The organism is Streptomyces sp. C10-9-1 (genome assembly GCF_024497955.1).
GTDB classification, from domain to species: Bacteria; Actinomycetota; Actinomycetes; order Streptomycetales; family Streptomycetaceae; genus Streptomyces; species Streptomyces sanyensis.
On record NZ_JANHKP010000008.1, the window covers coordinates 261,012 to 286,507 of the forward strand.

A 25,496-nucleotide genomic window follows, 5' to 3' on the forward strand; every position below is an offset into this window, starting at 1 on the left:
GGTGTCGGGCGCCCCGGAGGCAGGTAGAAACACCTCGATGACGACGACACTGCGGCCCACCGGGCCGATACGGCGGTCGGAGGGCGCGCTCGCCCGGGACTACGACGTGTGCGTGAACGGCAGGCCCGTGGGCGCGGTCGCCCTGGCCGCCGAGCCCGGGCCCGGGATCACGGTCGGCCGCATCCTCTCGCTGCACGTCGAGCCGCCCGACCGCGGCCGGGGCAGGGGCACGGTCGCGGCCCTCGCCGCGGAGGAGGTACTGCGCGGCTGGGACTGCGCCGAGGTCCGCATCGCGGTCGAGGAGGGGGCGGAGCCCGCCCTGCGGCTCGCGGGTGCGCTCGGCTACACCGCGCGCGCCCGCTCGATGGCCAAGCAGACGGGCGGACCGCCGCCCGCCCCGTCCGACGGCGCCGAGGCCCGGCCCCTGGACCCGGCGGACTACGACCGCTGGCGCCGGGCGGCGGTCGGCTCCTTCGCCAGGACCCTGGCCGCCCAGGGCTTCCCCGAGGCCGCGGCCCTCGCCCACTCCGAGCGGGCGCACGCCGGGCTCCTCCCCGAGGGCCTCGCCACCCCCGGGACCCGGATCCTGTGCCTGTACGCCGCGGGGGAGTGCGTCGGCCGGATCTGGGTCGCCGAGCGCGACGCCGGCCGGGGCGCCCGGGAGGCCTTCGTCCTCGACGTCGAGGTGGCGGAACCGCACCGCGGCCGCGGACACGGCCGGACCCTGATGCTGCTCGCCGAGCGCACCGCGCGCGAGGCCGGTCTGGAGCGCGTCGGGCTCAACGTCTTCGAGGGCAACACCCCCGCCCTGCGGCTCTACGAGTCCCTGGGGTACCGCACCACCCACCGCAACCTCGCCAAGCGGCTGCTCTGACGGGCCCGGCGGGGGCCCGGCGGGGCGAGGGGCACCGCCGGACCACCGTGCGGCGGGGTCGCCGGGGCGCCGGCGGACCGGTGTCTCGCGCTCGGCCGCGGTGGCCGCCCTACAGCTGGTCCCCCGTGCCGGCCGGTTTCGGCGGATGCGTCCCACCACCGTCCTTGATGTCCTGCTTGCACGAGGGGCGGCGGTAGGACTGGTCGTTGGGGATCAACAGGACCCCGGCCACCTGCCCGGGGTGCTCGACCGCGAGCCAGACCTCGCCCGTGAGGGCGCCGTCCGGCTCGTGCCGCGCCCCGGGCGCGTAGACCGCCTGGCAGCCCAGTGCCACGCGGTCCTTGTCGACGGCGCAGGCGTCCACTGTCGGGCCGGATGTCCGGCCGGCGCCGTCGAAGCGATAGCGGAAGTGGACCTCGTCGCCTTCGGACGGCGCCTGCGGGTGGGGCCGGAGGCGCCAGTCGACAATCTCGGCGGTGACGCCGAGACGCTGCCCGTACACGTCCTCGACCTGCACCCTGACACCGGCCTCACCGCGCTCCGCGGCCGTGTCGGTGCAGCCCCAGTGGGAGGAGCAGCCGGACAGGGCGGCAAGCACCAGAGCCAGCGGGGCACCGGTACGTACCCGTGCGGGAATCACCGAGACGGCCCCCGGCCGAAACGGGGGCGGGGCGGAGTGTTCCCGGGAGCGGCGACCGCGGGCGCCCGGGCAGCGCCGGCGGCCGCCCCGCCGGCCGAAGGAGTGCCGGAGACCGCCCCGTGGGCCCGCGCGGGCCCACGGGGCGGTACGCCCGGGGACCTACGCACGGGGGGCCGCGGCCAGCAGGCGGTCGGCGATCTCCTCGATCCGTCCGCGCAGCCCCTCCTGGCTCACGCCGCCGTCCAGGCGGACCCCGTCGACGACGTACGTCGGCGTCCCCGTGACGCCGAGCGCCTTCCCCTCGGCCTGGTCGGCGTCGACCACCAGGATGTGCCGCCCGTCGACCAGGGAGGTGTCGACCTCCTCGGCATCGAGGCCCAGCTCCTGCGCCAGCTCGACCAGCACCTCCTCGCCCCGTCGCGACAGTTCCCCGGTGCGCGCCAGGAGCGCCTCCGCATAGTCCCGGCCCCGCCCCTGGACGGCCGCCTCCTCCGCCGCCTGCGCCGCGGCGAAGGCATGGCGGTTCTTCTCCAGGGGGAAGTGGCGCAGCCGCAGCTCGATCCGGTCGCCGTAGCGCTCGCGCAGGGCGCGGACGTCGTCCTGCGCGCGGTGGCAGTCGGGGCACTGGAGGTCGCACCAGACGTCGACGACGACCGGGGGAGTGGAGGGGGAATCGCTCATGGCCCCAGTCTTCCACCCGCCCCGGGGCCGCCGCCCACCGCCCGCAGGCCCGGCCGGGGTACGTCCGCGCACGTCGCCGCGGGACCTGAGGAGGAGAACACCCCGGAGTTCTCCCTGAGGCGGGCCCGCACCGTGGCCCCGGACCCCGGCGACGGTGCAGGATGGAAAGGGACGACACCGACACCCGTCGTCCCGCCGACCCTGGAGGACCGGATGCTTGCCGAGACCATCTGCTCCGCGGTGGCCGCGGCCGGGCTGGGCATCGCCGCGGTGACGGCGTACCGCAGGCGCTTCCTCGCCGCCGCCCGTATCGCCGCCTACTCCCTCGTCCCCCTCGGCCTGGTGCTCACCGGTGCGGTCGAGTGGGCCGTCGACACGGCCTTCAGCCCCTCCGCGTGGGCGGGCTTCGGCCTGCTCGGCGGCGCGTGGCTGCTCTTCGCCGCCACCCGCGTCACCGAGCGGAGGCGCGCCGCGAAGGCGGTGCCCCCGGCGGCCGGGCCCGCCCCGCGCGGCGGGGCCGTGGCGCCCGGCGCCGCGGCGCCGTCCCTCGGGTCCGGCGCGGAGGCGCACGGCCGCACGCGGAGGAAGGAGACCGCCGAGGACGACTTCAGCGACATCGAGGCGATCCTCAAGAAGCACGGCATCTGACACCCGTCGCCGCGACCCGCGGCGGCCGTCCCGGCACGGCCGCCGGGGTGCGGCCATCTGCGCGAAGGGACACGGGATCTGGTGAACTCCCGTGCTCCAGGACGGGGTTGGTGCTCTGCGGCCCCTCGGCTGCGTCATGATCTCTACGAGATGCTCGATACCTCACGGGGCCAGTCCCCCGCACCGACCCGCGAGCCGCGCGGCTGCCTGTTCGCCCTCTCCCAGCCACCCCTGATGATCTTCCTCGCGGTGATCGGGGTCCTGCTGCTGCTGGCGGCCCTCCATGACCTGTTCCTGCTGTGAGCGGCGGCCCGGCCGTCAGCCCGCGGCCTCCCGGCGGCGCGCCCGGTAGGCCGCCACGTGCAGCCGGTTGCCGCAGGTGCGGCTGTCGCAGTAGCGGCGCGAACGGTTGCGGGACAGGTCGACGAAGGCCCGCCCGCAGCCGGGCGCCTCGCAGCGGCGCAGCCGCTCCTTCTCGCCGGCCACGACGATGAAGGCGAGCGCCATCCCGCAGTCGGCGGCGAGGTGGTCGGCCACGGAGGCGCCGGGTGCGAAGTAGTGCACATGCCAGTCGTAGCCGTCGTGGTCGGTGAGCTGGGGCGTGGTGCCCGCCGCGGCCACCAGGTCGTTGATCAGCCCGGCCGCGCTCCGGCTGTCCGGTGCCGCGAAGACCTCCGCGAAGCCGTCCCTGATCCCCTGCACCGCCCTCAGGTCGCGGGGGCCCAGCCGGTCCACGTCGCTGACGTTGTGCCGGCGGACGAACTCGTCGAGCGCCGCGACGTCCGCGAGTCCGTCCTCGCGGTCGTCTTCGGGCGCGGTGTTCACCAGATCGACGACCGCGTCGAGGGCGACGCGGGTGTCGTGGGGAATCAGCACGTTTCGCTCCCTGGGCTGCCGCGGGCCGGTGCCCGCCGAATTGCGCCGACTCTAGCGGTTCGTGCCCGGACGGCATTCGGCGCCGTCGCCACGGTGGATTCCGTGGCGACGGCGCCGAATGCCTCCGCAGGGGAGGATCCGCGCGGCGCCGTCTCCCCGAGACGGACGGCGCCGGGCGGTTCTAACGCCTGGCTCAGTTCTCGGCCAGGATGTGCGAGAGCTCCGTGTCGAGATCGAAATGCCGGTGCTCGGTGCCGGGAGGCACCGCGGCGTCGGTCCGCTTCAGGAACGACTCGAGGGCCCGCGCCGGGGCCTCGAGGAGGGCTTCCCCTTCCGGGGAGCTCAGGGCGATGCAGACGACGCCCTGACCGTGGCTCCGGGACGGCCAGACACGGACGTCGCCGGTGCCGGTGGGCCTGTGGAGACCCTCGGCGAGCAGGTCGCGGGCGAAGACCCATTCGACCGTCTCTTCGGCTCCGGTGTGGAAGGTGGCGTGCACGGCATAGGGATCGGCCGTGTCATACCGCAGGCCCGCGGGTACAGGCAGTGAGGACTCGCTCGATACAACGAGGCGCAGGTGCAGCTCGCAGCTGACCGTGGTGTTCATAAGCGCCAGGGCCTTTCGCTCAGTGTGCGCTCGGGGATTCGCACGTCGGCGAAATCGACATGCCACCTACGGTGCCGTTGTAAACCCCTCTGACCGTTTTGTGATGCCTCGCGTCCCTCGTACGGCGGGGGATTACCGTGCGCAATGCGCCCATCCTGGTGATCGGGTGCGATCCGGTAAGTTGGGCCCCATGCGAGCGGAGAGTGACGAGCGGGACGAGGCTGTCGCCATGACGGCGCGCCGCCCCGCAACGGGGGACGTGACCACGGATGCGGCGTCGGCGCCCCAGGCGCCCGAGGAGGAGGACGAGCGGCCGCTCGGCTCCCGGGCGCCGCACTTCATCAAGAGATCCAGGACCCTGCACATCAGCTGGCAGGTCGGCGTCTTCGTCGTCGGCCTCGCGGTCGTCTGCGCGGGCGCCGCCATGCTCGTGCTGCCGGGCCCCGGCTGGGTCGTGATCTTCGCCGGTATGGCGATCTGGGCGACCGAGTTCGTCTGGGCGCAGCTGGTGCTGCGCTGGACCAAGCGGAAGGTCACCGAGGCCGCCCAGCGCGCCCTGGACCCGCGGGTCAGGCGCCGCAACATCATCCTGACCGTGGTCGGCCTGGTGATCGCGGGGGGCCTGTGCGGCTTCTACCTGTGGACGTTCGGCCTCGTCCTGCCGTGGCGGATCGAGAGCTGATCCCCGCGCGGCGGACGGCCGGTCCGGCGGTGGTGCCGGGGCCCCTCTGACATGGGGTAATGTGTGCCGTGCGCCCGGGCGATTAGCTCAGCGGGAGAGCGCTTCGTTCACACCGAAGAGGTCACTGGTTCGATCCCAGTATCGCCCACCGAACCGAGGGCCCCGGGGACATCCGTCCCCGGGGCCCTCGGCGTTCAGCGCATCCGGCCGATGCCCGCCCGCACTCTGCGGACCTCGCGCAGCCGCTGCTCGTACGTGGCGCCCACCCCGAGCAGCAGCGCCCCCGCGAGCGCCGGAGGAAGCCACCGGGGGAGCGCCCCGACCGCCTGCACCACGTAGGGCGCCAGCTCGTGCACGCCCAGCGCCACCAGGACCCCGCCTCCGAGGAGCAGCGGCGCCTGGAGCCGGCGGCGCGCGCCGACCAGGGTCACGGCCAGGGCGGCCGAGCCCAGCAGCAGCGGCCGGGTCCCCTGCCCGTCGGCCAGCGCCCACAGCAGCCCGGGGACCGCCGTCGCGGCCAGACCCGGCCCGTAGGCCCGCCAGGAGGAGGTCCCCGGGTCGCGCCGCCTGCGCAGCGCGCCCACCACCAGCGCCGCCACGGTCACCGGAAGCGTGTAGGGCTCCGGAGCCGTCGTCCCGGCCGCGAACAGCCGCACCCAGGTGGCCACCAGGAACAGCCCGGCGGCCAGGTGCGCCGCGGCCGGGCGCCGCTCGGGACGGAGCGCCGTCGCCGCCGCGACCACCCCGCACAGGGCGAGCACCAAAGACGCCCACGCGGCGTCCCCCGAGGCGGCCAGCACCGCCGCGGCCCCGGCGGGCACGGAGGCGAGCTCGACCGGCAGGGCCGCCGGGTGCCGCCCCAGGCGCGCGCCGACCCCGGCGGCGGCCGCGGGCACGGCCAGCAGCACCAGCGCGGCCCGGTGCGCGGGGAGCCCGGACGCCGCGGCGGCGGCCCCGGCCAGCCCGGACGCCGCCAGGACCGCCGCCGCACCGAGCACCGCGGGCCGTACCGGCCCGGCCGACCGGCGCGCCGCCGCCGCCAGCGCCGCGGTCAGCACCCCGAGCACCGCGAACGTGGCGGTCCGGGTCGCGAGAGCCAGCGCGACCGCGCTCACCGCGGACGCCGCCGCGCACAGCAGCGCCGCCGCGGCCGGGACGCCGTCCCCGGCGTCGTGCCGCGGCCCGGACGGCACCGGACGGCTCCGGACACCGGCGGCCAGTGCCCCGAGGGCCACCGCCGTCTGCCAGCACACGGCGGCCGGGTAGGGGGCGTCGACCGCCCAGGGCAGGACCGCCAGGGCCGCCCACCCGAGCGCCAGGGCCGCGGCCGCGGCCGCCCCCCGCCACGGCCCGGCGGCCGCGGGGCGCAACCCGGCGAGCGCCCGGGGGCGCAGGGCGAGCAGCGCCGGGAGCACCGCGGCGCACGCGAGGACCACGGGTACCGAGAGCGGCGCGCCCGGCGCCGGCAGCCCGGGCAGCGCCTCGCGGACCGTGGCGGGCGCGCCCTCCCAGATCGCGCCGGCCCGGCCCGCCGGCCCCGCCAGGGCCACCGCGAGCGCGGCGGCCGCGGCGGGCACCGCCAGGGCGTGCACCGCCGCCGCGGCCCAGCAGGCACCCCGCAGCACGCCGTGCGGCAGCGGCGGGCGCACCGAGACGGCGAGCACCGCCGCGCACAGCAGGTACCCCGGCGCGCCCCAGCCCTCGGGTACCGCGGCGCGAACCACCCCGCCCACCGCGGCCACCACCGCCAGGGCGGAGGCGGCGGAGGCCGGGACGGCGGCCGACGGGGCCCGCCAGGCCGCGAGGAGGCCCGTCGCGGCCACCGCGAGCAGCAGCGGCCCCGCGGCCGCCGCGTCCGCGGGGGCGTCCGCGGCGAGCGAGTGCCGCAGGCCCGCCGCCAGCGCGCCCGCACCGGCGAGGGCCGCGGCGGCCCCGGCGAAGCCCCGCACCGCGCCCCGCCGCGCCAGCAGGGCCGCGGCGGTGCCCCCCGCGGCGGTCAGCAGCAGGGCCCAGCCCGGTTCCGGGGCGCCCGGCGCGCCGGAGAGCGCCCACAGCGGGAGCGCGGGCTGCGCGACGCAGACCGCGGCCGGCAGCGGGGCGCGCAGCGCGGGCAGCAGCAGCCCCTGCGCCGTCCACACGGCGGCGAGTAGCGCACACGCGCACGCCGTCGCCGCCACCGGGTCCGCGCCGAGGAACACCACCCGGTACACGGCGTAGGCGTCGAGCGCCGTGAGCACCAGGGCCACCGCGCAGACCGCCTCCGCGGTCGCCGGCATGCCCCTGCGCAGCAGCGGCAGCGGGGCCCCGAGCGCCGCCAGGGTCACGGCGCCCAGCACGGCGGAGCGTCCGCCGATGCCGAGGCTGCCCCAGCCGAGCAGGGTGAAGGCGACCGCCGCGACGGCCAGCAGCGTCCCGCCGAGTGCCAGCAGCACGTTGCGCACCCTGGGGGGCGACGCCTCGGCGCGGGGCGGAGCGGCGGCCGCCGCCGGAGCGGGCCGCACGGCCGCCCCGGCCGGCGGAGCCGCCGCGGCGAGCAGCCAGGCGCGGCGGGTCAGCAACTGCGAGCGCCGGGCGTCCAGTCGGCGCAGCTCGGCGTCGACGAGCGCCAGTTCCTCGGCGGGCGGCGGGGCGTTCTCCATGGCGGCAGTGTGGCGCCGGTCACGGCGCGGGGCATGGGGCCGGATACTCAGGTGCGCGTGAGTACCCGGGCGCGGCTTCCCGGGACCGGTGCGGCCCGGGCGGCGCAGACTGGGGGCATGGACTGGTGCCGCTACCGCTTCCGCTGCGTCTGGGACCTGCCCGCACCCCCCGGCGCGGTCTACCGCGTCCTCGAACGGGGAGAGGAGTACCCCCTGTGGTGGCCGCAGGTGCGCGAGGTCGTCCCGGTCGACGGGGCGTCAGGCAGGGTCAGGTTCCGCTCGCTGCTCCCCTACGACCTGGTGGTCACGGTGCGGGCGCGGCGGCACGACCGGGGCGCGGGTGTGCTGGAGGCCGCGCTGGAGGGCGATCTCGACGGCTGGTCGCGCTGGACGCTCGTCCCGCACGGCGGGGGCACCCGGGCCGTGTACGAGCAGGAGGTCGAGGTGCGCAGGCCCCTGATGCGGCGGCTGGCGGTACCGTGCCGCCCCCTGTTCCGGGCCAACCACGCCCTGATGATGCGCGCCGGGCGCAGGGGGCTGGCCGCCCGGCTGGCGGCGGTTTGAACCCGGGGCGCGGCGCACTGTATTGTTCAGTGCGTTCCCGGGCGATTAGCTCAGCGGGAGAGCGCTTCGTTCACACCGAAGAGGTCACTGGTTCGATCCCAGTATCGCCCACGGCAGCAGGCCGGTCCGTCGCAGACGGACCGGCCTCGCGCGTTCCAGGCCCCGGTGCTCAGGCGGCCGCCGCGGGCAGTTCCGGGCGCAGGGGCCAGGCCGGGTCGACCGGCTCGGGCTGTCCGCTGCGGGCGAACCACGCCTGGAGCCCCCGGGCCTGCGCCGCGTGCCACACGGCCTGCAGGGCGTGCAGTTCCGCCGCCGACAGGCGCTCCAGCCGCGCGGCGAACCGCCGGCCCACCGCCCTGACCACCTCCAGCGAGGCGAGGGCGTCCGCCGCCGCGTCGTGTGCGGCGCCGAGCTCCACTTCGTAGTGGGCGCACAGGTCGGTCAGGGTGCGCCGCCCCTTGCGGTAGCGGTCCAGGTGCTTGTCGAGGACCCGGGGGTCGAGCACGCACAGCGGTGCGTTCTCCAGGTAGCGGGTCAGCGACGAGGCCCGGTGCCTGCGCAACTCCCGGTCCAGCAGCGTCAGGTCGAAGGGTGCGTTCATGACCACCAGCGGCCGGGCGGCCGCGCACTGCTCGGCGAGCAGCCGGGCTATCTCCTCCATCACGGGGGACGGCCAGCGGCCGTTCCGGTGGAGGTGCTCCTCCGTCAGCCCGTGCACCGCGGTGGCCGCGGGGGGCACGGGCACCCCGGGGTCGACCAGCCAGCGCGTGGTGCGCGGCCGCCCCCCGGGCGTGTCCTGGACGACGACGGCGGCCGAAACGATCCGGTCCTCCTCGACGTCCACTCCGGTCGTCTCCGTGTCAAATGCGGCCAGCGGGCCGTCGAACCAGTACGTCATCCCCGAACTCCTCGCACGCGCCTGGCAGATGGCGACAACTCCTGCCCGAAGCGGTGATACCCGGACCGTTTGCGCCGTACGCCGGGCGGTGACAACACAGGTGACGGGGAGAGGAATTGCCATGGCGCTCGCCCAGCCCGAGCCGGGAGGGCCGCCGGCCCAGCGGCCCGCACCGGTGCGCGGTTCACTGGCCACCACCGCCTGCATGGAGACCCTCCAGGTGGGCTACCTGCACGCCGTCGCGGCCGCCGCCGGGTGCTCGCTGTCCCAGCCGTTCCCGGACAACGGGATCGACTGGCACGTCAGCCACGGATCGCCCGGGCACGCCGTGGACGACGAGGTCACCATCAAGGTGCAGTTGAAGGCCACGTACCAGCTGGCGCCCAGGCCGCCGGGGCCGTCGTTCTCCTTCACCCTCGACAACGACCACCTGGCGAAGCTCGCCCGCACCCCGGTGGCCGTCCACAAGATCCTCGTCGTGATGATCGTCCCCAGGGACCGGGAGGACTGGCTGCGTGCCGGGCACGACCGCCTCGACCTGCGCCACTGCTGCTACTGGACCAACCTCGCAGGCCATCCGGTGACGGGCCGCCGGCGCACCACGGTGCGCGTCCCCACCGCCCGGATCTTCGACGACCGGGCCCTGTGCGAGATCATGACCCGCGTCGGCGCGGGAGGGAGGCCCTGATGCACCGGCCCTTCGACGACGCGACCGGCGACGGCGCCCCGCCGCCGCGCCCCCACCCGGTGGGCCTGCCCGCCCCCTGGGGCGGTGCCCCCGAACCGGATCCGGCGCAGGTCGACCCGGCCGTCCTCGGGGCCCTGCTCGACCGGCACGGCTGGCGGCGCCGCGGCGGCGCCCCCGGCCGCTACGGCCGCTGGACGCCCCCCGGGCCCGCCGCGGCGGCGGGCCCCAGCCTGCTGCTGCCGCAGGACCGGGCGTACCCCGACAGCGAGGAACTGCTCGCCGAGGCCCTGACCGCGCTCGGCCGCAGCCCACTGCCCTCCGCGCGCGAGGTCCTCGTCGCCCTCGCCGTGCCCAGCGACGAGATCCGCTGGTGGCGCGCGGTCCCCGAGGGCCCCTCGGGGGTGTCCTCGTGGGCCGCCCAGGAGCAACTGCGCTCCGCGGTGGGGCAGATGCTGACGGCGGGGGCGCTCGCCGTGCGGGCCCGCTCCGGGTACCACGGGGCCCGGCGCAGGCGGCAGGCGCGGGCGGCGCTCTCCGGGGTGCTGGTCGGCCCGGCCGCCGGAGGGCGCGAGCTGACCGCCTTCGTGCCGGTCCGCACGGGGCGGGCCGTCGCCGTGCGCCTCTGCCACGCCCTGCACGCCGCCCGGGAGGCGATCGACTACCGGCGTGCCGCGGGCGGCATGGACGCCTTCGACACGGCCGTCCGCGCGGGCGTCAGCCGGGAGCTGACCGAGTCCGTGATCGCCCTGGTCCGCGGCTCGGAGGGGGCCCGCATCGCCCTGGACTGGTCGCCCGCCGCCGGGGTGCCCCGGGGCTGCGGGGTGCGCACGGACCCCGTGGAGTTCTCGGCCGGTGACCTGGCCGCCCTGCGCGAGGCGGGTGCGTGCTACCTGAGGGCGGAGCCGTCCGTGCCCGTGGTGCTCACCGGGACGGTGGTGCGGATGCGCCGGAGCGGCCCCCGCGGGCCGGGCACGGTGCGGCTGCGGGTGCTGTCCGGGGCCGAGGTGGGCCGGGTGCGGGTGGCGCTCGACGAGGAGGCGTACCGCACCGCCGGGCACGCCCACCTGGACGGGCTCCCGGTGCGGGTGGCGGGCCGTCTGGAGAGCCGGGGCGGCTTCCGGAACCTCGCGGGCGCGGAAGGGCTCGTCCCCGTGCCCCTGGACGACGCCGAGCGGGACCGGCTGATGAAGTCCCTCCACGAGAGCCCGGACTGCTGCGAGGAGGGCGGCGACGGCGAGGAGGAGCGCCGCCGCCCCTGAGCCGTGCGCACCGCCCGTGCGCCGGGTCCTGCGCGCCCGACCCGGCAGGTCCGGTGCCCGGTCCGGGCGGCCCGCGGCCAGAGAACCGTTTCGCGGGCGGCCCCCCGGGCTCGGTACGATTCCTGGTGCGCGTGCCGTACCCGGCCGCACACCCACCTTCAGTCAGGAGAGACCGGTGTCAGACGTCCGTGTGATCATCCAACGCGATTCCGAGCGGGAAGAGCGCGTGGTGACGCCGGGCACTACGGCCGCCGAGCTGTTCGCCGGCGAGCGCACCGTGGTCGCCGCCCGTGTCGCGGGTGAGCTGAAGGACCTCGCCTACGCCGTGCGGGACGGCGAGCAGGTCGAGCCGGTCGAGATCTCCTCCCCGGACGGCCTGGACATCCTGCGGCACTCCACCGCGCACGTCATGGCCCAGGCCGTGCAGGAGCTCTTCCCCGAGGCCAAGCTGGGCATCGGCCCGCCGGTCAAGGACGGCTTCTACTACGACTTCGACGTGGACCGGCCGTTCACCCCCGAGGACCTCAAGGCCGTCGAGAAGAAGATGCAGGAGATCCAGAAGCGCGGCCAGCGCTTCTCCCGCCGGGTCGTCAGCGACGAGGCGGCCCGCGAGGAGCTCGCGGGGGAGCCCTACAAGCTGGAGCTGATCGGCCTCAAGGGCTCGGCCTCCTCCGACGACGGCGCGGACGTGGAGGTGGGCGCGGGCGAGCTGACCATCTACGACAACCTCGACGCCAAGACCGGCGAGCTGTGCTGGAAGGACCTGTGCCGCGGTCCCCACCTGCCCACCACCCGGACCATCCCGGCGTTCAAGCTGATGCGCAACGCGGCCGCCTACTGGCGCGGCAGCGAGAAGAACCCGATGCTCCAGCGCATCTACGGCACCGCCTGGCCCTCGAAGGACGAGCTGAAGGCCCACCTCGACTTCCTCGCCGAGGCGGAGAAGCGCGACCACCGCAAGCTCGGCAGCGAGCTCGACCTCTTCTCCATCCCCGAGGAGATCGGCTCCGGCCTCGCCGTCTTCCACCCCAAGGGCGGCATCATCCGCCGGGTCATGGAGGACTACTCCCGCAGGCGCCACGAGGAGGAGGGGTACGAGTTCGTCTACACTCCCCACGCCACCAAGGGGAAGCTGTTCGAGGTCTCCGGGCACCTCGACTGGTACGCCGAGGGCATGTACCCCCCCATGCAGCTCGACGAGGGCGTGGACTACTACCTCAAGCCCATGAACTGCCCCATGCACAACCTGGTCTTCGACGCCCGGGGCCGCTCCTACCGCGAACTGCCCCTGCGGCTCTTCGAGTTCGGGACGGTCTACCGGTACGAGAAGTCCGGTGTGGTGCACGGTCTGACCCGCGCCCGCGGGTTCACCCAGGACGACGCCCACATCTACTGCACCAAGGAGCAGATGGCGGAGGAGCTCGACCGCACCCTCACCTTCGTGCTGAACCTGCTGCGCGACTACGGCCTCGACGACTTCTACCTGGAGCTGTCCACCAAGGACCCGGAGAAGTTCGTCGGCTCCGACGAGGTCTGGGAGGAGGCGACCGAGACCCTGCGGCAGGTGGCCGAGAAGCAGGGCCTGGAGCTCGTCGCCGACCCGGGCGGGGCCGCGTTCTACGGGCCGAAGATCTCGGTGCAGGCCAGGGACGCCATCGGCCGGACCTGGCAGATGTCGACGGTGCAGCTGGACTTCAACCTCCCCGAGCGCTTCGGCCTGGAGTACACCGGCCCGGACGGCACCAAGCAGCGCCCCGTCATGATCCACCGGGCCCTGTTCGGGTCGATCGAGCGCTTCTTCGCCGTGCTGCTGGAGCACTACGCGGGGGCCATGCCGCCGTGGCTGGCGCCGGTCCAGGCGGTCGGCATCCCGATCGGCGACGCCCACGTGGAGTACCTCCGGGAGTTCGCCGCCGACGCCCGCCGCAAGGGCCTGCGCGTCGACGTCGACGCCTCCGCGGACCGGATGCAGAAGAAGATCCGCAACCACCAGAGGACCAAGGTCCCCTTCATGGTGATCGTCGGCGACGAGGACATGAACGCCGGCACCGTCTCCTTCCGCTACCGCGACGGTTCCCAGGAGAACGGCATCCCGCGCGAGGAGGCCCTCGCCAAGCTGGCCGACGTGGTGGAGCGCCGCGTCCAGGTCTGAGGCGCCGGTCCCCGGGGGCCGGGGCCTGCCGCTCCGGTCCCCGGGAGGCGCACGAGGGCGCCTCCCGGCGGCGGGAGGCGCCCTCGCTCCGCGGCCCCGCCGGCGGCGAATATGCTGGCCCGCATGACGACTGAGCCGGAGCAGCAGATCGGAGTGGGGACGCCTGACGCGTTCCAGCGCCTGTGGACGCCTCACCGCATGGCGTACATCCAGGGCGAGAACAAGCCCACCGGCCCCGGGTCCGGCGACGGCTGCCCGTTCTGTCTCATCCCGTCCAAGTCCGACGAGGACGGGCTGGTCGTCGCGCGGGGCCGGAGCGTCTACGCGGTGCTCAACCTCTACCCGTACAACGGCGGGCACCTGATGGTCGTCCCGTACCGGCACGTCGCCGACTACACCGAGCTGGACGACGCCGAGACGGTGGAACTCGCCAGGCTGACCAAGGAGGCGATGACGGCGCTGCGCTCCGCCTCGGGGGCCCACGGCTTCAACATCGGCATCAACCAGGGCGCCGCCGCCGGTGCCGGGATCGCCGCCCACCTGCACCAGCACATCGTCCCCCGGTGGGGCGGCGACACCAACTTCATGCCGGTGATCGGGTCGACCAAGGTGCTGCCGCAGCTGCTCGGGGACACCCGGCGGATGCTCGCCGACGCCTGGCCCGCCTGAGCCCCGACCGGGCCCCGGCCCGCCCCGCGGCCCGGTCGGGACGGGCCCCGGGGCGGTGGCGCTCAGGCGTCGTAGACGTCCGCCTTGCCGGGTGAGGGATCCTGGACGGCGCCGCCGACCAGGAGCGAGCGGCTGCCGAACCGCTCGGTGTCCACGCCGTTCTCCTCCAGCACCTTCAGAGCGGCCGCGTGCGCCGTGCGCAGGACCGGGGTCGCGGCGCGCAGGGCGTCGTCGGCCATGAAGCGGTGCCGCCACGGCTGGTCCGCCCAGGCATGGCGCAGGCCGAAGGGCTCCGGGAGCACCAGCTTGCCGCCCAGGTAGTCCAGCAGCGGCGGATACCAGGTGAGCGGGGCCCGCACGGCCAGCCGCACGACCTCCTTGGCGTCGACCAGGGGCAGCGTGCGGTCCACCGTCTCCCAGAAGCGCACCGTCTTGCTCACCGTCACCGTCTTCGGCTCGGGCTTGCTGGTGAACAGCGAGTGCACCGGGCCCAGCGCATGGCCGGTGACCTCCACCCGCAGCGTCTCGTGGAGCACCGTTACCGTGATCATCATGGTGATCACCAGCTGCCCGTCCCACAGGGTGAACTGGACCCCGAGGTAGTGGCGGTTGCCGCCGCCGAACTGCTGATGGTTGCAGATCCGCTGGATCTCGTGGCCCTTGACCTGGTACGCCTCCACCTCCTGGCCCTCGGGCCGGGAGACCGCGCCCGCGTTCTCGCCGACGGGGGAGACGACCCAGTGCTTGACGGACGGCGTGGGGAAGCCGCCGGAGTTCAGCGGGCCGCGCTCCAGCAGCTTGAGCCGGTCGTGGATCGCGCGGACCACGTCCCAGCTGCGGAACTGGTTGATCTCCTTGCCCGGTTCCCGTGAGACCAGCTCCTCGGCCATCTGCCAGCTGCCCCACCGGGTGCCCATGCCGAGTATCCCCTTGGGCCCGGCGTAGAAGACCACGTTGGAGTGCTGCTCGGCGGTGAGCTTGTGCAGGCCCTGGCGCAGCTGCTCGCGCGCCGCGTCGTTGGGGTTGCCGGGCACGGCCTCGGGGACCTTCGCGCCGAGGCCGCCTCCGGAGAGCAGGCTGCTCCACCGCTCGCGCATGTCCTTGGCCCCGGCCTCGCAGATCCGCCGGGCCAGCACCCAGCCCAGCACGGGGGCCACGATCATGCCGCGCAGGTACAGCCCCCAGAAACCGGTGAACGGCAGCCGCCACAGCAGGATCACCGCCAGTGCGCCCAGCCCCACCAGCAGCGCGGTGCCCATGGCCCCCGCCCGCTTGTTCTGCCCGCCCGCGATCGTGCGGCGGAGCTGGAAGACGCCCATCCACAGCAGCAGCCCGGGCAGGAACAGCACCCCGCACAGCAGCGTGATCACGGTCAGCCTGGCGTCCCGTTCGCGGCGGATGCGGTTCGCGGCCAGGCAGTGCTCGACGACCACCTGCGGGTCCATGCCGAAGGACTGGATCAGCGCGCCGCGGCCGCCGCCGAGCATGCGGTTCTGCACCGCGCGCGAGAACGCCTCGCCCAGGTTGGGCTCGAAGAGCGAGAACCTGCCCTTCTTCACGTCCGAGGAGTGCCACTCGCTGTTCGCCTTGAGAATGTCCTCCACCGGGCTGTCCCGGTAGGCCGCGGAGGCCAGCGCATGGGTGGCCGCCGTCTGACCGGCCGTCCCCATGAGCGGGACCTGGGCACCGGGTGTGAAATCGAATCCGTCTGTCACTGCCGCCCCCATCGCCGCACGCCTCCCAGCGGCCTGTTCCCAACTGCCGCGCCCCGCACACCTGGTGAGCTGGGCACCTCAGCGTATCGGGGGCAGCACCGGCGCGTCAGTGCACAGCGGGGGGCGCGCCGGGGCGGCACGGCGCACCCCCGGACGGGTCCTCGGCGGGCGGTGCCCCCGGGGAGGCGCCCCCTCAGTCCGCCGCCGCCGCGCGCACCCGGTCCGCGACCTGCTGGGGCATCGGCTCGTGGCGCAGGTAGGACCGGCTGAAGCTGCCGGTGCCGTGCGAGAGCGAGCGCAGGTCGACCGCGTACCGGCCGATCTCCATCTCGGGCACCTCCGCACGGACCACCGTGCGGGCGCCGTCCTCCTGTTCGGTTCCGACCACCCGGCCCCGGCGTCCCGACAGGTCGCTGAGCACCGCCCCGACGCAGTCGTCCGTCACCACCACCCGCACCTCGGCCACCGGCTCCAGCAGTTCCACGGACGCCTCGGCCGCGGCCTCCCTGAGCGCCAGCGCCCCCGCCGTCTGGAACGCCGCGTCGGAGGAGTCCACCGAGTGCGCCTTGCCGTCGCGCAGCGTGACCCTGACGTCCACCAGGGGGTGCCCGGCCAGCACCCCCCGCGCCGCCTGCGCCCGCACCCCCTTCTCCACCGAGGACACGAACTGCCGGGGAACCGCGCCGCCCACCACCTTGTCCACGAACTCGACGCCCGAACCCGCCGGAAGCGGCTCGACGTCGATCTCGCAGACGGCGAACTGCCCGTGGCCGCCGGACTGCTTCACATGGCGCCCCCGGCCCGAGGAGCCGCGGCCGAAGGTCTCGCGCAGCGCCACCCGGTGCGGCACGACGTCGACCTGCACCCCGTAGCGCTCGCGCAGACGCTCCAGCGCCACCTCCGCATGCGCCTCGCCCATGCACCAGAGCACGACCTGGCCGGTGTCCGGGTTCTGCTCCAGCCGCAGGGTGGGATCCTCGGCCGACAGCCTGGCCAGCCCCTGGGAGAGCCGGTCCTCGTCGGTCTTGCTGTGGGCCCGCACCGCCAGCGGCAGCAGCGGGTCCGGCATCGCCCACGCCTCCATCAGCAGCGGGGCGCCCCTCGCCGAGAGCGTGTCGCCGGTCTCCGCGCGGGACAGCTTCGCCACACACGCCAGGTCGCCCGCCACCGCGTGCGGCACCGGCCGCTGCTGCCGGCCGAGCGGGGAGGTGAGCGCGCCGACCCGCTCGTCCACGTCGTGGTCCTCGTGGCCCCGGTCGGCGAGGCCGTGCCCCGAGACGTGCACCGTGTCGTCCGGGCGCAGCGTCCCCGAGAAGACCCGCACCAGCGAGATCCGTCCCACGTAGGGGTCGGAGGAGGTCTTGACGACCTCGGCCGCCAGCGGACCGTCGGGGTCGCAGTCCAGCCGGGGCCGCGCCGAGCCGTCCGGTCCGGTCACCGCGGGCACCGGACGCTCCAGCGGTGTCGGGAAGCCGCGGGTGACCAGCTCCAGCAGCTCCACCGTCCCCAGCCCCTGGCGGCCGCCCTCCGCCGGGGGAGCGGCGGCCAGTACGGGGTGGAAGGTCCCCCGTGCGACGGCCTTCTCCAGATCGCCGACGAGCGTGTCCGTGTCGACCTGCTCGCCCCCGAGGTACCGGTCCATCAGGGTCTCGTCCTCGCTCTCCGCGATGATCCCCTCGATCAGCCGGCCGCGGGCCGGTTCGATCAGCGCCGCGAGCGCCTCGTCCGGCTCGCGCTCGCGGCGCTCCCCCGAGGAGTAGTCCAGCTCCTGGCGGGTGAGCAGTCCCAGAAGGCCGGTGACCGGGCTGTGGCCGTCCGGGTTCCGCGGCCCGTGGCGGGGCAGGTGCAGCGGCAGGACCGCGTCCGGGTCGTCCCCGCCGAACAGCCGCGCGCAGACGCCGGTCAGCTCCTCGAACCCGGTGCGGGCCGTCTCCAGGTGCGTGACCACGATCGCCCGCGGCATGCCGACCGCCGCGCACTCCTCCCACACCGCCCGGGTCGAGGCGTCGACGGCGTCCGCCTCCTGGGCGGCCGAGACGACGAAGAGGGCGGCGTCCGCCGCCCTCAGGCCCGCCCGCAGCTCGCCGACGAAGTCGGCGTACCCCGGGGTGTCCAGGAGGTTCACCTTGACGCCCTCCCACTCCACGGGGACGAGGGAGAGCTGCACCGAGCGCCCCTGCCGGTGCTCGATCGGATCGTGGTCGGAGACGCTGGCCCCGTCCTCGACCCGGCCCGCCCGGCCGACCGCCCCCGCCGTCAGCGCCAAGGCCTCGACCAGTGTCGTCTTGCCGGAACCGCTGTGGCCGACCAGCACCACGTTGCGCACCGACGCGGGGTGGTCGGCCGCCGGTGCCCTTCCGGCGGCCCCGGTGTGTGTCCGCGACTTGTCGCCCATGATCGTGCCTCCCGATCCGTCGCACGCCGAGCAGGGTGCGGGAGGCCGGGGCCCTGCCCGGGGCGTGGGTCCGCGGCGGTCCCGGCGGTGCCCGCGGTCGTCCCTTCGAGCTTTCCACCCCCGCCGTGCCGCGTCCATCGGTCGCGCCCGCGGACGGGCCGGGTCCGGGCCCCTCCGCGGTCCCGGGGACGCGGCGCCCGGGTCCCGCCACCGGGCCGCCCGGGGCGTGACTACGATGGTCCACCCGGTGGCCGTAGGGGCCACACGGCATACCGGACCTCGGGAAGACCATGCTGAACAAGTACGCGCGTGCATTCTTCACGCGTGTCCTCACACCCTTCGCCGCGTTCCTCCTCCGCCGCGGGGTGAGTCCCGACGCGGTCACCCTCGTCGGCACGGCCGGCGTGGTGGCGGGGGCCCTGGTCTTCTTCCCCCGGGGCGAGTTCTTCTGGGGCACCGTCGTCATCACGCTGTTCGTCTTCTCGGACCTGGTCGACGGCAACATGGCCCGCCAGGCCGGGACCTCCAGCCGCTGGGGGGCCTTCCTCGACTCGACCCTCGACCGGGTGGCCGACGGGGCGATCTTCGGCGGCTTCGCGCTCTGGTACGCGGGCACGGGCGACAACGACCTGATGTGCGCCGTGGCCATCTTCTGCCTCGCCAGCGGCCAGGTCGTCTCCTACACCAAGGCCCGCGGGGAGTCGATCGGCCTGCCGGTCGCGGTCAACGGCCTGGTGGAGCGCGCCGAGCGCCTGGTGATCTCGCTGGTCGCCGCCGGCCTCGCCGGACTGCACGCCTTCGGGGTGCCCGGCATCGACGTCCTGCTGCCCGTCGCCCTGTGGGTGGTCGCCCTGGGCAGCCTGGTCACCCTCGCCCAGCGGGTGGTCACCGTCCGCCGGGAGTCCGCCGAGGCGGAGGCCGCGGAGGGCCCCGCCCACCGGGACGGAGCGGAGGCCTGATGCTGCGCGACCGCCTGACCGACGGCCTCTACCAACTGGGCTGGAGCGCCGTCAAGAAGCTTCCCGAGCCCGCCGCCGCCCGGCTGGGCCGCCGCATCGCCGACACCGTCTGGAAACGGCGCGGCAAGGGCGTGCTGCGGCTGGAGTCCAACCTCGCCCGGGTGGTCCCGGACGCCTCGCCCGAGCGTCTCGCCGAGCTCTCGCGCGCCGGGATGCGCTCCTACATGCGCTACTGGATGGAGTCCTTCCGGCTGCCCGCCTGGGACGAGGAGCGGGCCCGCAGCAGCTTCGACCCCAAGGACGTCCACCACCTCACCGACGGACTCGCCTCGGGCCGGGGCGTGATCCTGGCCCTGCCCCACCTGGCCAACTGGGACGTCGCCGGGGTCTGGGTGACCCGCGCGCTCGGCATCCCCTTCACCACCGTGGCCGAGCGCCTGAAGCCCGACAGCCTCTACGACCGCTTCGTGGCCTACCGGGAGAGCCTCGGCATGGAGGTCCTCCCGCACACGGGGGGCTCCGCCTTCGGCACCCTGGCCCGGCGCCTGCGCGACGGGGGCCTGGTCTGCCTGGTCGCCGACCGGGACCTGTCCTCCTCCGGCGTCGAGGTGGACTTCTTCGGCGCCACCGCCCGGATGCCCGCCGGGCCCGCCCTGCTCGCCCAGCAGACCGGGGCCCTGCTGCTCCCGGTCACCCTCTGGTACGACGGGACGCCCGTGATACAGGGCCGCGTCCACCCCGCCGTCGAGGTGCCCGCGTCGGGCACCCGGGCCGAGCGGACCGCCGCCATGACCCAGGCCCTCGCGGACGTCTTCGCGGGCGGCATCGCCGAGCACCCGGAGGACTGGCACATGCTCCAGCGTCTCTGGCTGGCGGACCTCGAGGAGCGCCCCGCGTGAAGATCGGCATCGTCTGCCCCTACTCCTGGGACGTCCCCGGCGGCGTCCAGTTCCACATCCGGGACCTCGCCGACCACCTCATCCGCCTCGGCCACGACGTCTCGGTGCTGGCCCCGGCCGACGACGACACCCCGCTGCCGCCGTACGTGGTCTCGGCCGGGCGGGCGGTGCCGGTCCCGTACAACGGCTCCGTGGCCCGGCTGAACTTCGGCTTCCTCTCCGCGGCGCGGGTGCGGCGCTGGCTCCACGAGGGGACCTTCGACGTCATCCACATCCACGAGCCCGCCTCGCCCTCGCTCGGCCTGCTGTCCTGCTGGGCGGCGCAGGGGCCCATCGTGGCCACCTTCCACACGTCCAATCCGCGCTCCCGCGCCATGATCGCCGCCTATCCGATCCTCCAGCCCGCGCTGGAGAAGATCAGCGCCCGGATCGCGGTGAGCGAGTACGCCCGGCGCACCCTGGTGGAGCACCTGGGCGGCGACGCCGTGGTCATCCCCAACGGGGTGGACGTCGGCTTCTTCGAGAAGGCCGAGCCGCGCCCGGAGTGGCAGGGCGCCACCCTCGGCTTCATCGGCCGGATCGACGAGCCCCGCAAGGGCCTGCCCGTCCTGATGAAGGCCCTGCCGGAGATCCTGGACGCCTGCCCCGGCACCCGCCTCCTGGTCGCCGGGCGCGGCGACGAGGAGGAGGCCGTCGCCTCGCTGCCCGCCGCGATGCGCTCCCGGGTGGAGTTCCTCGGCATGGTCAGCGACGAGGACAAGGCGCGGCTGCTGCGCAGCGTCGACGTCTACGTCGCCCCCAACACCGGGGGCGAGAGCTTCGGGATCATCCTGGTGGAGGCGATGTCCGCGGGCGCCCCGGTGCTCGCCTCCGACCTGGACGCCTTCGCCCAGGTACTGGACCAGGGCGAGGCGGGGGAGCTCTTCGCCAACGAGGACGCCTCCGCGCTGGCCGCCGCCGCGGTGCGGCTGCTGCGCGACCCCGCCCGCCGGGCGGAGCTGCGGGCGCGCGGCAGCGCGCATGTGCGCCGCTTCGACTGGTCGACCGTGGGGGCGGACATCCTGGCCGTGTACGAGACGGTCACCGACGGCGCCGCCTCCGTCGCCGCCGACGAACGCACCGGGCTGCGGGCCCGCTTCGGCCTGGCCGCCCGCGACTGAGCCCCGGCCGGCCGCGGCCGGGGTCCGCCGGTGCCGCACCGCCCGGTGGCCCGGCCCCGGCGCCGGGTAGCCTTGCCGCCCGTGAGCACCGTGATCTGGATCGTCGTCGCACTCGTCGCGATCGGCATGTACCTGAGCTGGACCGCCGGGCGCCTGGACCGGCTGCACGCCCGGATCGACGCCGCGCGCGCCGCGCTCGACGCCCAGCTGCTGCGCCGCGCGTCCGTGGCCCAGGAGCTCGCCACCTCGGGGATCCTCGACCCGGCGGCCTCGATCGTGCTCTACGAGGCCGCCCACGACGCCCGGCAGGCGGAGGAGGAGCAGCGGGAGGTCGCCGAGAGCGAGCTGAGCGGGGCCCTGCGCGCCGTGTTCGGCGAGCCCGAGCAGGTCGCGGCGCTGCGCGAGGTGCCGGGCGGTGCGGAGGCGGCCGCCGAGCTGGGCCAGGCGGTGCGCCGGGTGCCCATGGCCCGCCGCTTCCACAACGACGCGGTCCGTGCGGCCCGGGCACTGCGGCGGCACCGCACGGTGCGCTGGTTCCGGCTGGCGGGCCACGCGCCCTTCCCGCTGGCCTTCGAGATGGACGACCAGCCCCCGGTGGCCCTCGCCGACCGCGCTGCCTGAGGGCACGCGGGGGCGCATTCGGGGCATGTCACCGGTGGCCCGCCGCGGCGCCCGGGGCAAAACGATCCACCGGCTCCCCATTGGCCCTTGCAGTGGACTGGGTCCCGGGGGTTCCATCGGGGACGCATCACACCGTCTTCACCGAGTGAGGTCCTCCGTGTCCGTCAACCCCACCCCGCAGTCCGCCGACACCCCGGCCACCGGCACCTCCCGCGTCAAGCGCGGTATGGCCGAGCAGCTTAAGGGCGGCGTGATCATGGACGTCGTCACGCCCGAGCAGGCGAAGATCGCCGAGGACGCGGGCGCCGTGGCCGTCATGGCCCTGGAGCGGGTCCCGGCGGACATCCGCAAGGACGGCGGCGTGGCCCGGATGTCCGACCCGGACATGATCGAGGGCATCATCGAGGCCGTCTCGATCCCGGTCATGGCCAAGTCCCGCATCGGCCACTTCGTCGAGGCCCAGGTCCTGCAGTCCCTCGGCGTGGACTACATCGACGAGTCCGAGGTCCTCACCCCGGCCGACGAGGTCAACCACTCCGACAAGTGGTCCTTCACCACCCCCTTCGTCTGCGGTGCCACCAACCTGGGCGAGGCCCTGCGCCGCATCGCCGAGGGCGCGGCCATGATCCGCTCCAAGGGCGAGGCCGGTACCGGCAACGTCGTCGAGGCCGTGCGCCACCTGCGCCAGATCAAGAACGAGATCGCCCGGCTCCGCGGCTTCGACAACCACGAGCTGTACGCCGCGGCCAAGGAGCTGCGCGCCCCCTACGAGCTGGTCAAGGAGGTCGCCGAGCTCGGCAAGCTCCCCGTCGTGCTGTTCTCCGCGGGCGGTGTGGCCACCCCGGCGGACGCGGCGCTGATGCGCCAGCTCGGCGCCGAGGGCGTCTTCGTCGGCTCGGGCATCTTCAAGTCGGGCGACCCGGCCAAGCGCGCCGCGGCCATCGTCAAGGCCACCACCTTCTACGACGACCCGAAGATCGTCGCCGACGCCTCCCGCAACCTGGGCGAGGCCATGGTCGGCATCAACTGCGACACCCTGCCCGAGGCCGAGCGCTACGCCAACCGGGGCTGGTGATGACCGGCTCCTCCCCGGCGGGCACCCCGCTGGTCGGCGTCCTCGCGCTCCAGGGCGACGTGCGCGAGCACCTCGTCGCCCTGGCCGCGGCGGACGCCGTGGCCCGGCCTGTCCGCCGCCCCGGGGAACTCGCGGAGGTCGACGCCCTGGTCATCCCCGGCGGCGAGTCCACGACCATGTCCAAGCTGGCCGAGCTGTTCGGGATGGCGGGCCCGCTGCGCGAGCGGATCGCCGCCGGGATGCCCGTCTACGGCACCTGCGCCGGGCTGATCATGCTGGCCGACAAGATCCTGGACCCGCGCTCGGGGCAGGAGACCTTCGGCGGGATCGACATGATCGTGCGCCGCAACGCCTTCGGACGCCAGAACGAGTCCTTCGAGGCGAGCGTCGAGGTCGCCGGGGTGGGCCCCGTGGACGGCGTCTTCATCCGCGCCCCCTGGGTCGAGTCGGTCGGCGCCGAGGTGCAGGTGCTCGCCGAGCACGGCGGCCACATCGTGGCGGTCCGCCAGGGCCGTGCCCTGGCCACCTCCTTCCACCCCGAACTCACCGGCGACCACCGGATGCACGCGCTGTTCGTCGAGATGGTGCGCTCGGGGAGCTGACACGGTCCCGGTAGGATCTAGCGGGTTCGTTCAGTACAGGGTTACGTGAAGGAGACAGGCAGATGTCCGGCCACTCTAAATGGGCTACGACGAAGCACAAGAAGGCCGTGATCGACGCCAAGCGCGGCAAGCTCTTCGCGAAGCTCATCAAGAACATCGAGGTCGCGGCGCGCACCGGCGGCCCGGATCCGGACGGCAACCCGACCCTCTTCGACGCCATCCAGAAGGCGAAGAAGCAGTCCGTCCCCAACAAGAACATCGACTCCGCGGTCAAGCGCGGCGGCGGTCTCGAGGGCGGCGGCGTCGACTACGAGACCATCATGTACGAGGGCTACGGGCCGAACGGCGTCGCGGTGCTGGTCGAGTGCCTCACCGACAACCGCAACCGCGCCGCCTCCGACGTCCGGGTCGCCATGACCCGCAACGGCGGCTCGATGGCCGACCCGGGCTCGGTGTCCTACCTGTTCAACCGCAAGGGCGTCGTCATCGTCCCGAAGAGCGGGCTCTCCGAGGACGACGTGCTGGGCGCCGTGCTGGAGGCGGGTGCCGAGGAGGTCAACGACCTCGGCGAGTCCTTCGAGGTGCTGAGCGAGGCCACCGACCTGGTCGCCGTCCGCTCCGCCCTCCAGGAGGCCGGGATCGACTACGACTCGGCCGAGGCCGACTTCGTCCCGACCATGCAGGTCGAACTGGACGAGGAGGGCGCGAGGAAGATCTTCAAGCTGATCGACGCGCTGGAGGACAGCGACGACGTGCAGAACGTCTTCGCCAACTTCGACGTCTCCGACGAGGTCATGGCCAAGGTCGACGCCTGATCCGGCCGCGGGGACGAGGCGGCCGCGCGCCGCACCACGGACGGGCCGGCGGGGACACACCCCCGCCGGCCCGTCCGTGTGTTGTCGGTGCCGGCGGATAGCCTGCACGAACAGGTGTGGGAGAGAGAGGGGAGGGGCGGTATGCGCGTCCTGGGGGTCGACCCGGGCCTCACCCGCTGCGGCGTGGGCGTCGTGGAGGGCGTCGCGGGCCGCCCGCTGGCCATGCGGGGCGTCGGGGTCGTCCGCACACCGGCGGACGAGGAGCTGGGGCGCCGGCTCGTCGCGATCGAGCAGGGCATCGAGCAGTGGCTCGACGAGCACCGGCCGGAGATCGTCGTCGTGGAGCGGGTCTTCAGCCAGCACAACGTCAGCACCGTTATGGGCACCGCCCAGGCCAGCGCCGTCGCCATGCTCTGCGCCTCCCGCCGGGGCCTGCCCGTGGCGCTGCACACCCCCAGCGAGGTCAAGGCCGCCGTCACCGGCAGCGGCCGGGCCGACAAGGCGCAGGTCGGCGCCATGGTCACCCGGCTCCTGCGGCTGGACGCCCCGCCCCGGCCGGCCGACGCGGCGGACGCCCTCGCCCTCGCCATCTGCCACATCTGGCGCGCACCGGCGCAGAACCGGCTCCAGCAGGCGGTGGCGGCCCACCGCGCCACGCTCTCCCCGAAAGGCACCGCATGATCGCCTTCGTCTCCGGCACCGTCGCCGCGCTCGCCCCGACCACCGCGGTGGTCGAGGTCGGCGGGGTCGGCATGGCCGTCCAGTGCACACCGGACACCCTCTCCGGGCTGCGCGTCGGCCAGGAGGCGCGCCTGGCGACCTCGCTCGTCGTGCGGGAGGACTCGCTCACCCTGTACGGCTTCGCCGACGACGACGAGCGCCAGGTGTTCGAGCTGCTCCAGACCGCGAGCGGGGTCGGCCCCCGCCTCGCCCAGGCCATGCTCGCCGTCCACCGGCCCGACGCGCTGCGCACCGCGGTCGCAGCCGGCGACGAGAAGGCCCTGACGGCGGTGCCGGGCATCGGGAAGAAGGGCGCCCAGAAGCTGCTGCTGGAGCTCAGGGACCGGCTCGGCGCGCCGGTGGGCGCCGGTGGCGCCGCGGTCGGTGCCGCGGTCACGGCTTCCTGGCGCGACCAGCTCCACGCGGCACTGCTCGGCCTCGGATACGCCACCCGCGAGGCGGACGAGGCGGTCGTCGCGGTCACCCCGCAGGCCGAGGCGCTCGGCTCCGCACCGGAGGTCGGCCCGCTGCTGAAGGCGGCCCTGCAGAGCCTGAACCGGGCACGCTGAACCGGCCCGGCAGACCTTCGCGCACCCCGTACCCGCCCCGACCCGCAGAGGCAGACACCACGTGAACCCGGACGACCCCACCGCCGCCG

Annotated in this window: 26 protein-coding genes and 2 tRNA genes; 20 read left to right on the forward strand and 8 right to left on the reverse strand. The window is 74.8% G+C overall.

Translation table 11 applies throughout. The features are described 5' to 3' along the window. Nucleotides 1-37 precede the first annotated feature (37 nt). Nucleotides 38-874: a GNAT family N-acetyltransferase gene (locus NPS70_RS13960; protein WP_256524526.1), complete on the forward strand. Its 837-nt coding sequence runs from the start codon at nt 38-40 to the stop codon at nt 872-874. A gap of 109 nt (nt 875-983) precedes the next feature. Here NPS70_RS13960 and NPS70_RS13965 read toward each other — a convergent pair whose 3' ends face one another. Together NPS70_RS13965 and NPS70_RS13970 are read right to left on the reverse strand one after the other, a co-directional pair. Continuing rightward, the gene (locus NPS70_RS13965; protein ID WP_374211997.1) at nt 984-1,472 is read right to left on the reverse strand and encodes a hypothetical protein; all 489 of its coding nucleotides are present in this window, start codon (nt 1,470-1,472) and stop codon (nt 984-986) included. A 201-nt stretch (nt 1,473-1,673) separates the two neighbouring features. Next, on the reverse strand, nt 1,674-2,195 hold the full coding sequence (locus tag NPS70_RS13970) for a DsbA family protein (protein WP_256524528.1): 522 nt from the start codon (nt 2,193-2,195) through the stop codon (nt 1,674-1,676). Between the two features lie 213 nt (nt 2,196-2,408). Between NPS70_RS13970 and NPS70_RS13975 the strand changes: the two genes are divergently transcribed. Together NPS70_RS13975 and NPS70_RS13980 are read left to right on the forward strand one after the other, a co-directional pair. Next, a complete protein-coding gene (locus NPS70_RS13975; RefSeq protein WP_256524529.1) occupies nt 2,409-2,843 on the forward strand; it encodes a hypothetical protein in 435 nt (144 codons plus the stop codon). A 150-nt stretch (nt 2,844-2,993) separates the two neighbouring features. Beyond that, nucleotides 2,994-3,146, forward strand: coding sequence for a hypothetical protein (locus NPS70_RS13980; protein ID WP_256524530.1), 153 nt, complete (start codon nt 2,994-2,996; stop codon nt 3,144-3,146). A gap of 15 nt (nt 3,147-3,161) precedes the next feature. Here the strand turns inward: NPS70_RS13980 and NPS70_RS13985 are convergent, their stop codons facing one another. Both NPS70_RS13985 and NPS70_RS13990 read right to left on the reverse strand, forming a co-directional pair. Beyond that, nucleotides 3,162-3,719 (reverse strand): CGNR zinc finger domain-containing protein, encoded by a 558-nt coding sequence (locus NPS70_RS13985; RefSeq protein ID WP_256524531.1) that lies wholly within the window; start codon nt 3,717-3,719, stop codon nt 3,162-3,164. Nucleotides 3,720-3,912: 193 nt separating this feature from the next. Next, nucleotides 3,913-4,326, reverse strand: a complete 414-nt coding sequence (locus NPS70_RS13990; RefSeq protein WP_003987206.1) for an SsgA family sporulation/cell division regulator — start codon at nt 4,324-4,326, stop codon at nt 3,913-3,915. A 190-nt stretch (nt 4,327-4,516) separates the two neighbouring features. Between NPS70_RS13990 and NPS70_RS13995 the strand changes: the two genes are divergently transcribed. Together NPS70_RS13995 and NPS70_RS14000 are read left to right on the forward strand one after the other, a co-directional pair. Beyond that, nucleotides 4,517-5,008 carry a TIGR02611 family protein gene (locus tag NPS70_RS13995; protein ID WP_256524532.1) on the forward strand — a complete coding sequence of 164 codons (492 nt, stop codon included), beginning with the start codon at nt 4,517-4,519 and terminating at the stop codon, nt 5,006-5,008. Nucleotides 5,009-5,084: 76 nt separating this feature from the next. Beyond that, nucleotides 5,085-5,156, forward strand: a tRNA-Val gene (locus NPS70_RS14000). Between the two features lie 46 nt (nt 5,157-5,202). On the opposite strand, the gene NPS70_RS14005 is transcribed toward NPS70_RS14000, so the two are convergent. After that, nucleotides 5,203-7,647, reverse strand: coding sequence for an SCO7613 C-terminal domain-containing membrane protein (locus NPS70_RS14005; protein WP_256524533.1), 2,445 nt, complete (start codon nt 7,645-7,647; stop codon nt 5,203-5,205). A gap of 117 nt (nt 7,648-7,764) precedes the next feature. On the opposite strand from NPS70_RS14005, the gene NPS70_RS14010 reads away from it, so the two are divergent. Together NPS70_RS14010 and NPS70_RS14015 are read left to right on the forward strand one after the other, a co-directional pair. Next, nucleotides 7,765-8,211 (forward strand): SRPBCC family protein, encoded by a 447-nt coding sequence (locus NPS70_RS14010; protein ID WP_256524534.1) that lies wholly within the window; start codon nt 7,765-7,767, stop codon nt 8,209-8,211. 39 nt (nt 8,212-8,250) lie between these two features. Next, nucleotides 8,251-8,322, forward strand: a tRNA-Val gene (locus NPS70_RS14015). A 58-nt stretch (nt 8,323-8,380) separates the two neighbouring features. Here NPS70_RS14015 and NPS70_RS14020 read toward each other — a convergent pair. Next, nucleotides 8,381-9,109, reverse strand: coding sequence for a 3'-5' exonuclease (locus NPS70_RS14020; protein ID WP_256524535.1), 729 nt, complete (start codon nt 9,107-9,109; stop codon nt 8,381-8,383). A 121-nt stretch (nt 9,110-9,230) separates the two neighbouring features. Between NPS70_RS14020 and NPS70_RS14025 the strand changes: the two genes are divergently transcribed. From NPS70_RS14025 to NPS70_RS14040, 4 genes are all read left to right on the forward strand, one after another. Next, nucleotides 9,231-9,797, forward strand: coding sequence for a DUF4365 domain-containing protein (locus NPS70_RS14025; protein WP_256524536.1), 567 nt, complete (start codon nt 9,231-9,233; stop codon nt 9,795-9,797). After that, the gene (locus tag NPS70_RS14030) at nt 9,797-11,056 is read left to right on the forward strand and encodes a hypothetical protein (RefSeq protein ID WP_256524537.1); all 1,260 of its coding nucleotides are present in this window, start codon (nt 9,797-9,799) and stop codon (nt 11,054-11,056) included. The genes NPS70_RS14025 and NPS70_RS14030 overlap by 1 nt, the downstream gene beginning before the upstream one ends. A gap of 175 nt (nt 11,057-11,231) precedes the next feature. After that, nucleotides 11,232-13,208 (forward strand): threonine--tRNA ligase, encoded by a 1,977-nt coding sequence (thrS, locus tag NPS70_RS14035; RefSeq protein ID WP_256524538.1) that lies wholly within the window; start codon nt 11,232-11,234, stop codon nt 13,206-13,208. A gap of 111 nt (nt 13,209-13,319) precedes the next feature. After that, nucleotides 13,320-13,877 (forward strand): HIT domain-containing protein, encoded by a 558-nt coding sequence (locus NPS70_RS14040; protein WP_256524539.1) that lies wholly within the window; start codon nt 13,320-13,322, stop codon nt 13,875-13,877. Nucleotides 13,878-13,939: 62 nt separating this feature from the next. Here the strand turns inward: NPS70_RS14040 and NPS70_RS14045 are convergent, their stop codons facing one another. Continuing rightward, nucleotides 13,940-15,604, reverse strand: a complete 1,665-nt coding sequence (locus NPS70_RS14045; protein ID WP_256524540.1) for a hypothetical protein — start codon at nt 15,602-15,604, stop codon at nt 13,940-13,942. 181 nt (nt 15,605-15,785) lie between these two features. After that, on the reverse strand, nt 15,786-17,987 hold the full coding sequence (locus tag NPS70_RS14050; RefSeq protein ID WP_256524541.1) for an elongation factor G-like protein EF-G2: 2,202 nt from the start codon (nt 17,985-17,987) through the stop codon (nt 15,786-15,788). A gap of 290 nt (nt 17,988-18,277) precedes the next feature. On the opposite strand from NPS70_RS14050, the gene pgsA reads away from it, so the two are divergent. The 9 genes from pgsA (at nt 18,278) to ruvA (ending at nt 25,407) form a co-directional block, all read left to right on the forward strand. Continuing rightward, nucleotides 18,278-18,946, forward strand: a complete 669-nt coding sequence (gene pgsA, locus NPS70_RS14055) for a phosphatidylinositol phosphate synthase (protein ID WP_256524542.1) — start codon at nt 18,278-18,280, stop codon at nt 18,944-18,946. Next, on the forward strand, nt 18,946-19,845 hold the full coding sequence (locus NPS70_RS14060; protein ID WP_256524543.1) for a phosphatidylinositol mannoside acyltransferase: 900 nt from the start codon (nt 18,946-18,948) through the stop codon (nt 19,843-19,845). The genes pgsA and NPS70_RS14060 overlap by 1 nt, the downstream gene beginning before the upstream one ends. Continuing rightward, nucleotides 19,842-21,005 carry a glycosyltransferase family 4 protein gene (locus tag NPS70_RS14065; RefSeq protein ID WP_256524544.1) on the forward strand — a complete coding sequence of 388 codons (1,164 nt, stop codon included), beginning with the start codon at nt 19,842-19,844 and terminating at the stop codon, nt 21,003-21,005. Before NPS70_RS14060 ends, NPS70_RS14065 begins: the two co-directional genes overlap by 4 nt. Before the next feature lie 126 nt (nt 21,006-21,131). Then, nucleotides 21,132-21,626 carry a hypothetical protein gene (locus tag NPS70_RS14070; RefSeq protein WP_256524571.1) on the forward strand — a complete coding sequence of 165 codons (495 nt, stop codon included), beginning with the start codon at nt 21,132-21,134 and terminating at the stop codon, nt 21,624-21,626. Nucleotides 21,627-21,852: 226 nt separating this feature from the next. Beyond that, nucleotides 21,853-22,701: a pyridoxal 5'-phosphate synthase lyase subunit PdxS gene (pdxS, locus tag NPS70_RS14075; RefSeq protein WP_374211999.1), complete on the forward strand. Its 849-nt coding sequence runs from the start codon at nt 21,853-21,855 to the stop codon at nt 22,699-22,701. Further along, nucleotides 22,701-23,303, forward strand: coding sequence for a pyridoxal 5'-phosphate synthase glutaminase subunit PdxT (pdxT, locus tag NPS70_RS14080; RefSeq protein ID WP_256524546.1), 603 nt, complete (start codon nt 22,701-22,703; stop codon nt 23,301-23,303). The genes pdxS and pdxT overlap by 1 nt, the downstream gene beginning before the upstream one ends. A gap of 62 nt (nt 23,304-23,365) precedes the next feature. Next, the gene (locus NPS70_RS14085; protein ID WP_256524547.1) at nt 23,366-24,118 is read left to right on the forward strand and encodes a YebC/PmpR family DNA-binding transcriptional regulator; all 753 of its coding nucleotides are present in this window, start codon (nt 23,366-23,368) and stop codon (nt 24,116-24,118) included. 141 nt (nt 24,119-24,259) lie between these two features. After that, the gene (gene ruvC / locus NPS70_RS14090; protein WP_256524548.1) at nt 24,260-24,799 is read left to right on the forward strand and encodes a crossover junction endodeoxyribonuclease RuvC; all 540 of its coding nucleotides are present in this window, start codon (nt 24,260-24,262) and stop codon (nt 24,797-24,799) included. Then, nucleotides 24,796-25,407, forward strand: a complete 612-nt coding sequence (ruvA, locus tag NPS70_RS14095; protein ID WP_256524549.1) for a Holliday junction branch migration protein RuvA — start codon at nt 24,796-24,798, stop codon at nt 25,405-25,407. Before ruvC ends, ruvA begins: the two co-directional genes overlap by 4 nt. Nucleotides 25,408-25,496: the final 89 nt, after the last annotated feature.

Bases quoted from the DNA above. Each gene is read 5' to 3' on its own strand.
- NPS70_RS13960 (WP_256524526.1), top strand. From the start codon at position 38: ATGACGACGACACTGCGGCCCACCGGGCCGATACGGCGGTCGGAGGGC.
- NPS70_RS13970 (WP_256524528.1), bottom strand. From the start codon at position 2,195: ATGAGCGATTCCCCCTCCACTCCCCCGGTCGTCGTCGACGTCTGGTGC.
- NPS70_RS13975 (WP_256524529.1), top strand. From the start codon at position 2,409: ATGCTTGCCGAGACCATCTGCTCCGCGGTGGCCGCGGCCGGGCTGGGC.
- NPS70_RS13980 (WP_256524530.1), top strand. From the start codon at position 2,994: ATGCTCGATACCTCACGGGGCCAGTCCCCCGCACCGACCCGCGAGCCG.
- NPS70_RS13990 (WP_003987206.1), bottom strand. From the start codon at position 4,326: ATGAACACCACGGTCAGCTGCGAGCTGCACCTGCGCCTCGTTGTATCG.
- NPS70_RS13995 (WP_256524532.1), top strand. From the start codon at position 4,517: ATGCGAGCGGAGAGTGACGAGCGGGACGAGGCTGTCGCCATGACGGCG.
- NPS70_RS14005 (WP_256524533.1), bottom strand. From the start codon at position 7,647: ATGGAGAACGCCCCGCCGCCCGCCGAGGAACTGGCGCTCGTCGACGCC.
- NPS70_RS14010 (WP_256524534.1), top strand. From the start codon at position 7,765: ATGGACTGGTGCCGCTACCGCTTCCGCTGCGTCTGGGACCTGCCCGCA.
- NPS70_RS14020 (WP_256524535.1), bottom strand. From the start codon at position 9,109: ATGACGTACTGGTTCGACGGCCCGCTGGCCGCATTTGACACGGAGACG.
- NPS70_RS14025 (WP_256524536.1), top strand. From the start codon at position 9,231: ATGGCGCTCGCCCAGCCCGAGCCGGGAGGGCCGCCGGCCCAGCGGCCC.
- NPS70_RS14030 (WP_256524537.1), top strand. From the start codon at position 9,797: ATGCACCGGCCCTTCGACGACGCGACCGGCGACGGCGCCCCGCCGCCG.
- NPS70_RS14040 (WP_256524539.1), top strand. From the start codon at position 13,320: ATGCTGGCCCGCATGACGACTGAGCCGGAGCAGCAGATCGGAGTGGGG.
- NPS70_RS14045 (WP_256524540.1), bottom strand. From the start codon at position 15,604: ATGGGGGCGGCAGTGACAGACGGATTCGATTTCACACCCGGTGCCCAG.
- NPS70_RS14050 (WP_256524541.1), bottom strand. From the start codon at position 17,987: ATGGGCGACAAGTCGCGGACACACACCGGGGCCGCCGGAAGGGCACCG.
- pgsA (WP_256524542.1), top strand. From the start codon at position 18,278: ATGCTGAACAAGTACGCGCGTGCATTCTTCACGCGTGTCCTCACACCC.
- NPS70_RS14060 (WP_256524543.1), top strand. From the start codon at position 18,946: ATGCTGCGCGACCGCCTGACCGACGGCCTCTACCAACTGGGCTGGAGC.
- NPS70_RS14070 (WP_256524571.1), top strand. From the start codon at position 21,132: ATGTACCTGAGCTGGACCGCCGGGCGCCTGGACCGGCTGCACGCCCGG.
- pdxS (WP_374211999.1), top strand. From the start codon at position 21,853: ATGGCCGAGCAGCTTAAGGGCGGCGTGATCATGGACGTCGTCACGCCC.
- pdxT (WP_256524546.1), top strand. From the start codon at position 22,701: ATGACCGGCTCCTCCCCGGCGGGCACCCCGCTGGTCGGCGTCCTCGCG.
- NPS70_RS14085 (WP_256524547.1), top strand. From the start codon at position 23,366: ATGTCCGGCCACTCTAAATGGGCTACGACGAAGCACAAGAAGGCCGTG.
- ruvC (WP_256524548.1), top strand. From the start codon at position 24,260: ATGCGCGTCCTGGGGGTCGACCCGGGCCTCACCCGCTGCGGCGTGGGC.
- ruvA (WP_256524549.1), top strand. From the start codon at position 24,796: ATGATCGCCTTCGTCTCCGGCACCGTCGCCGCGCTCGCCCCGACCACC.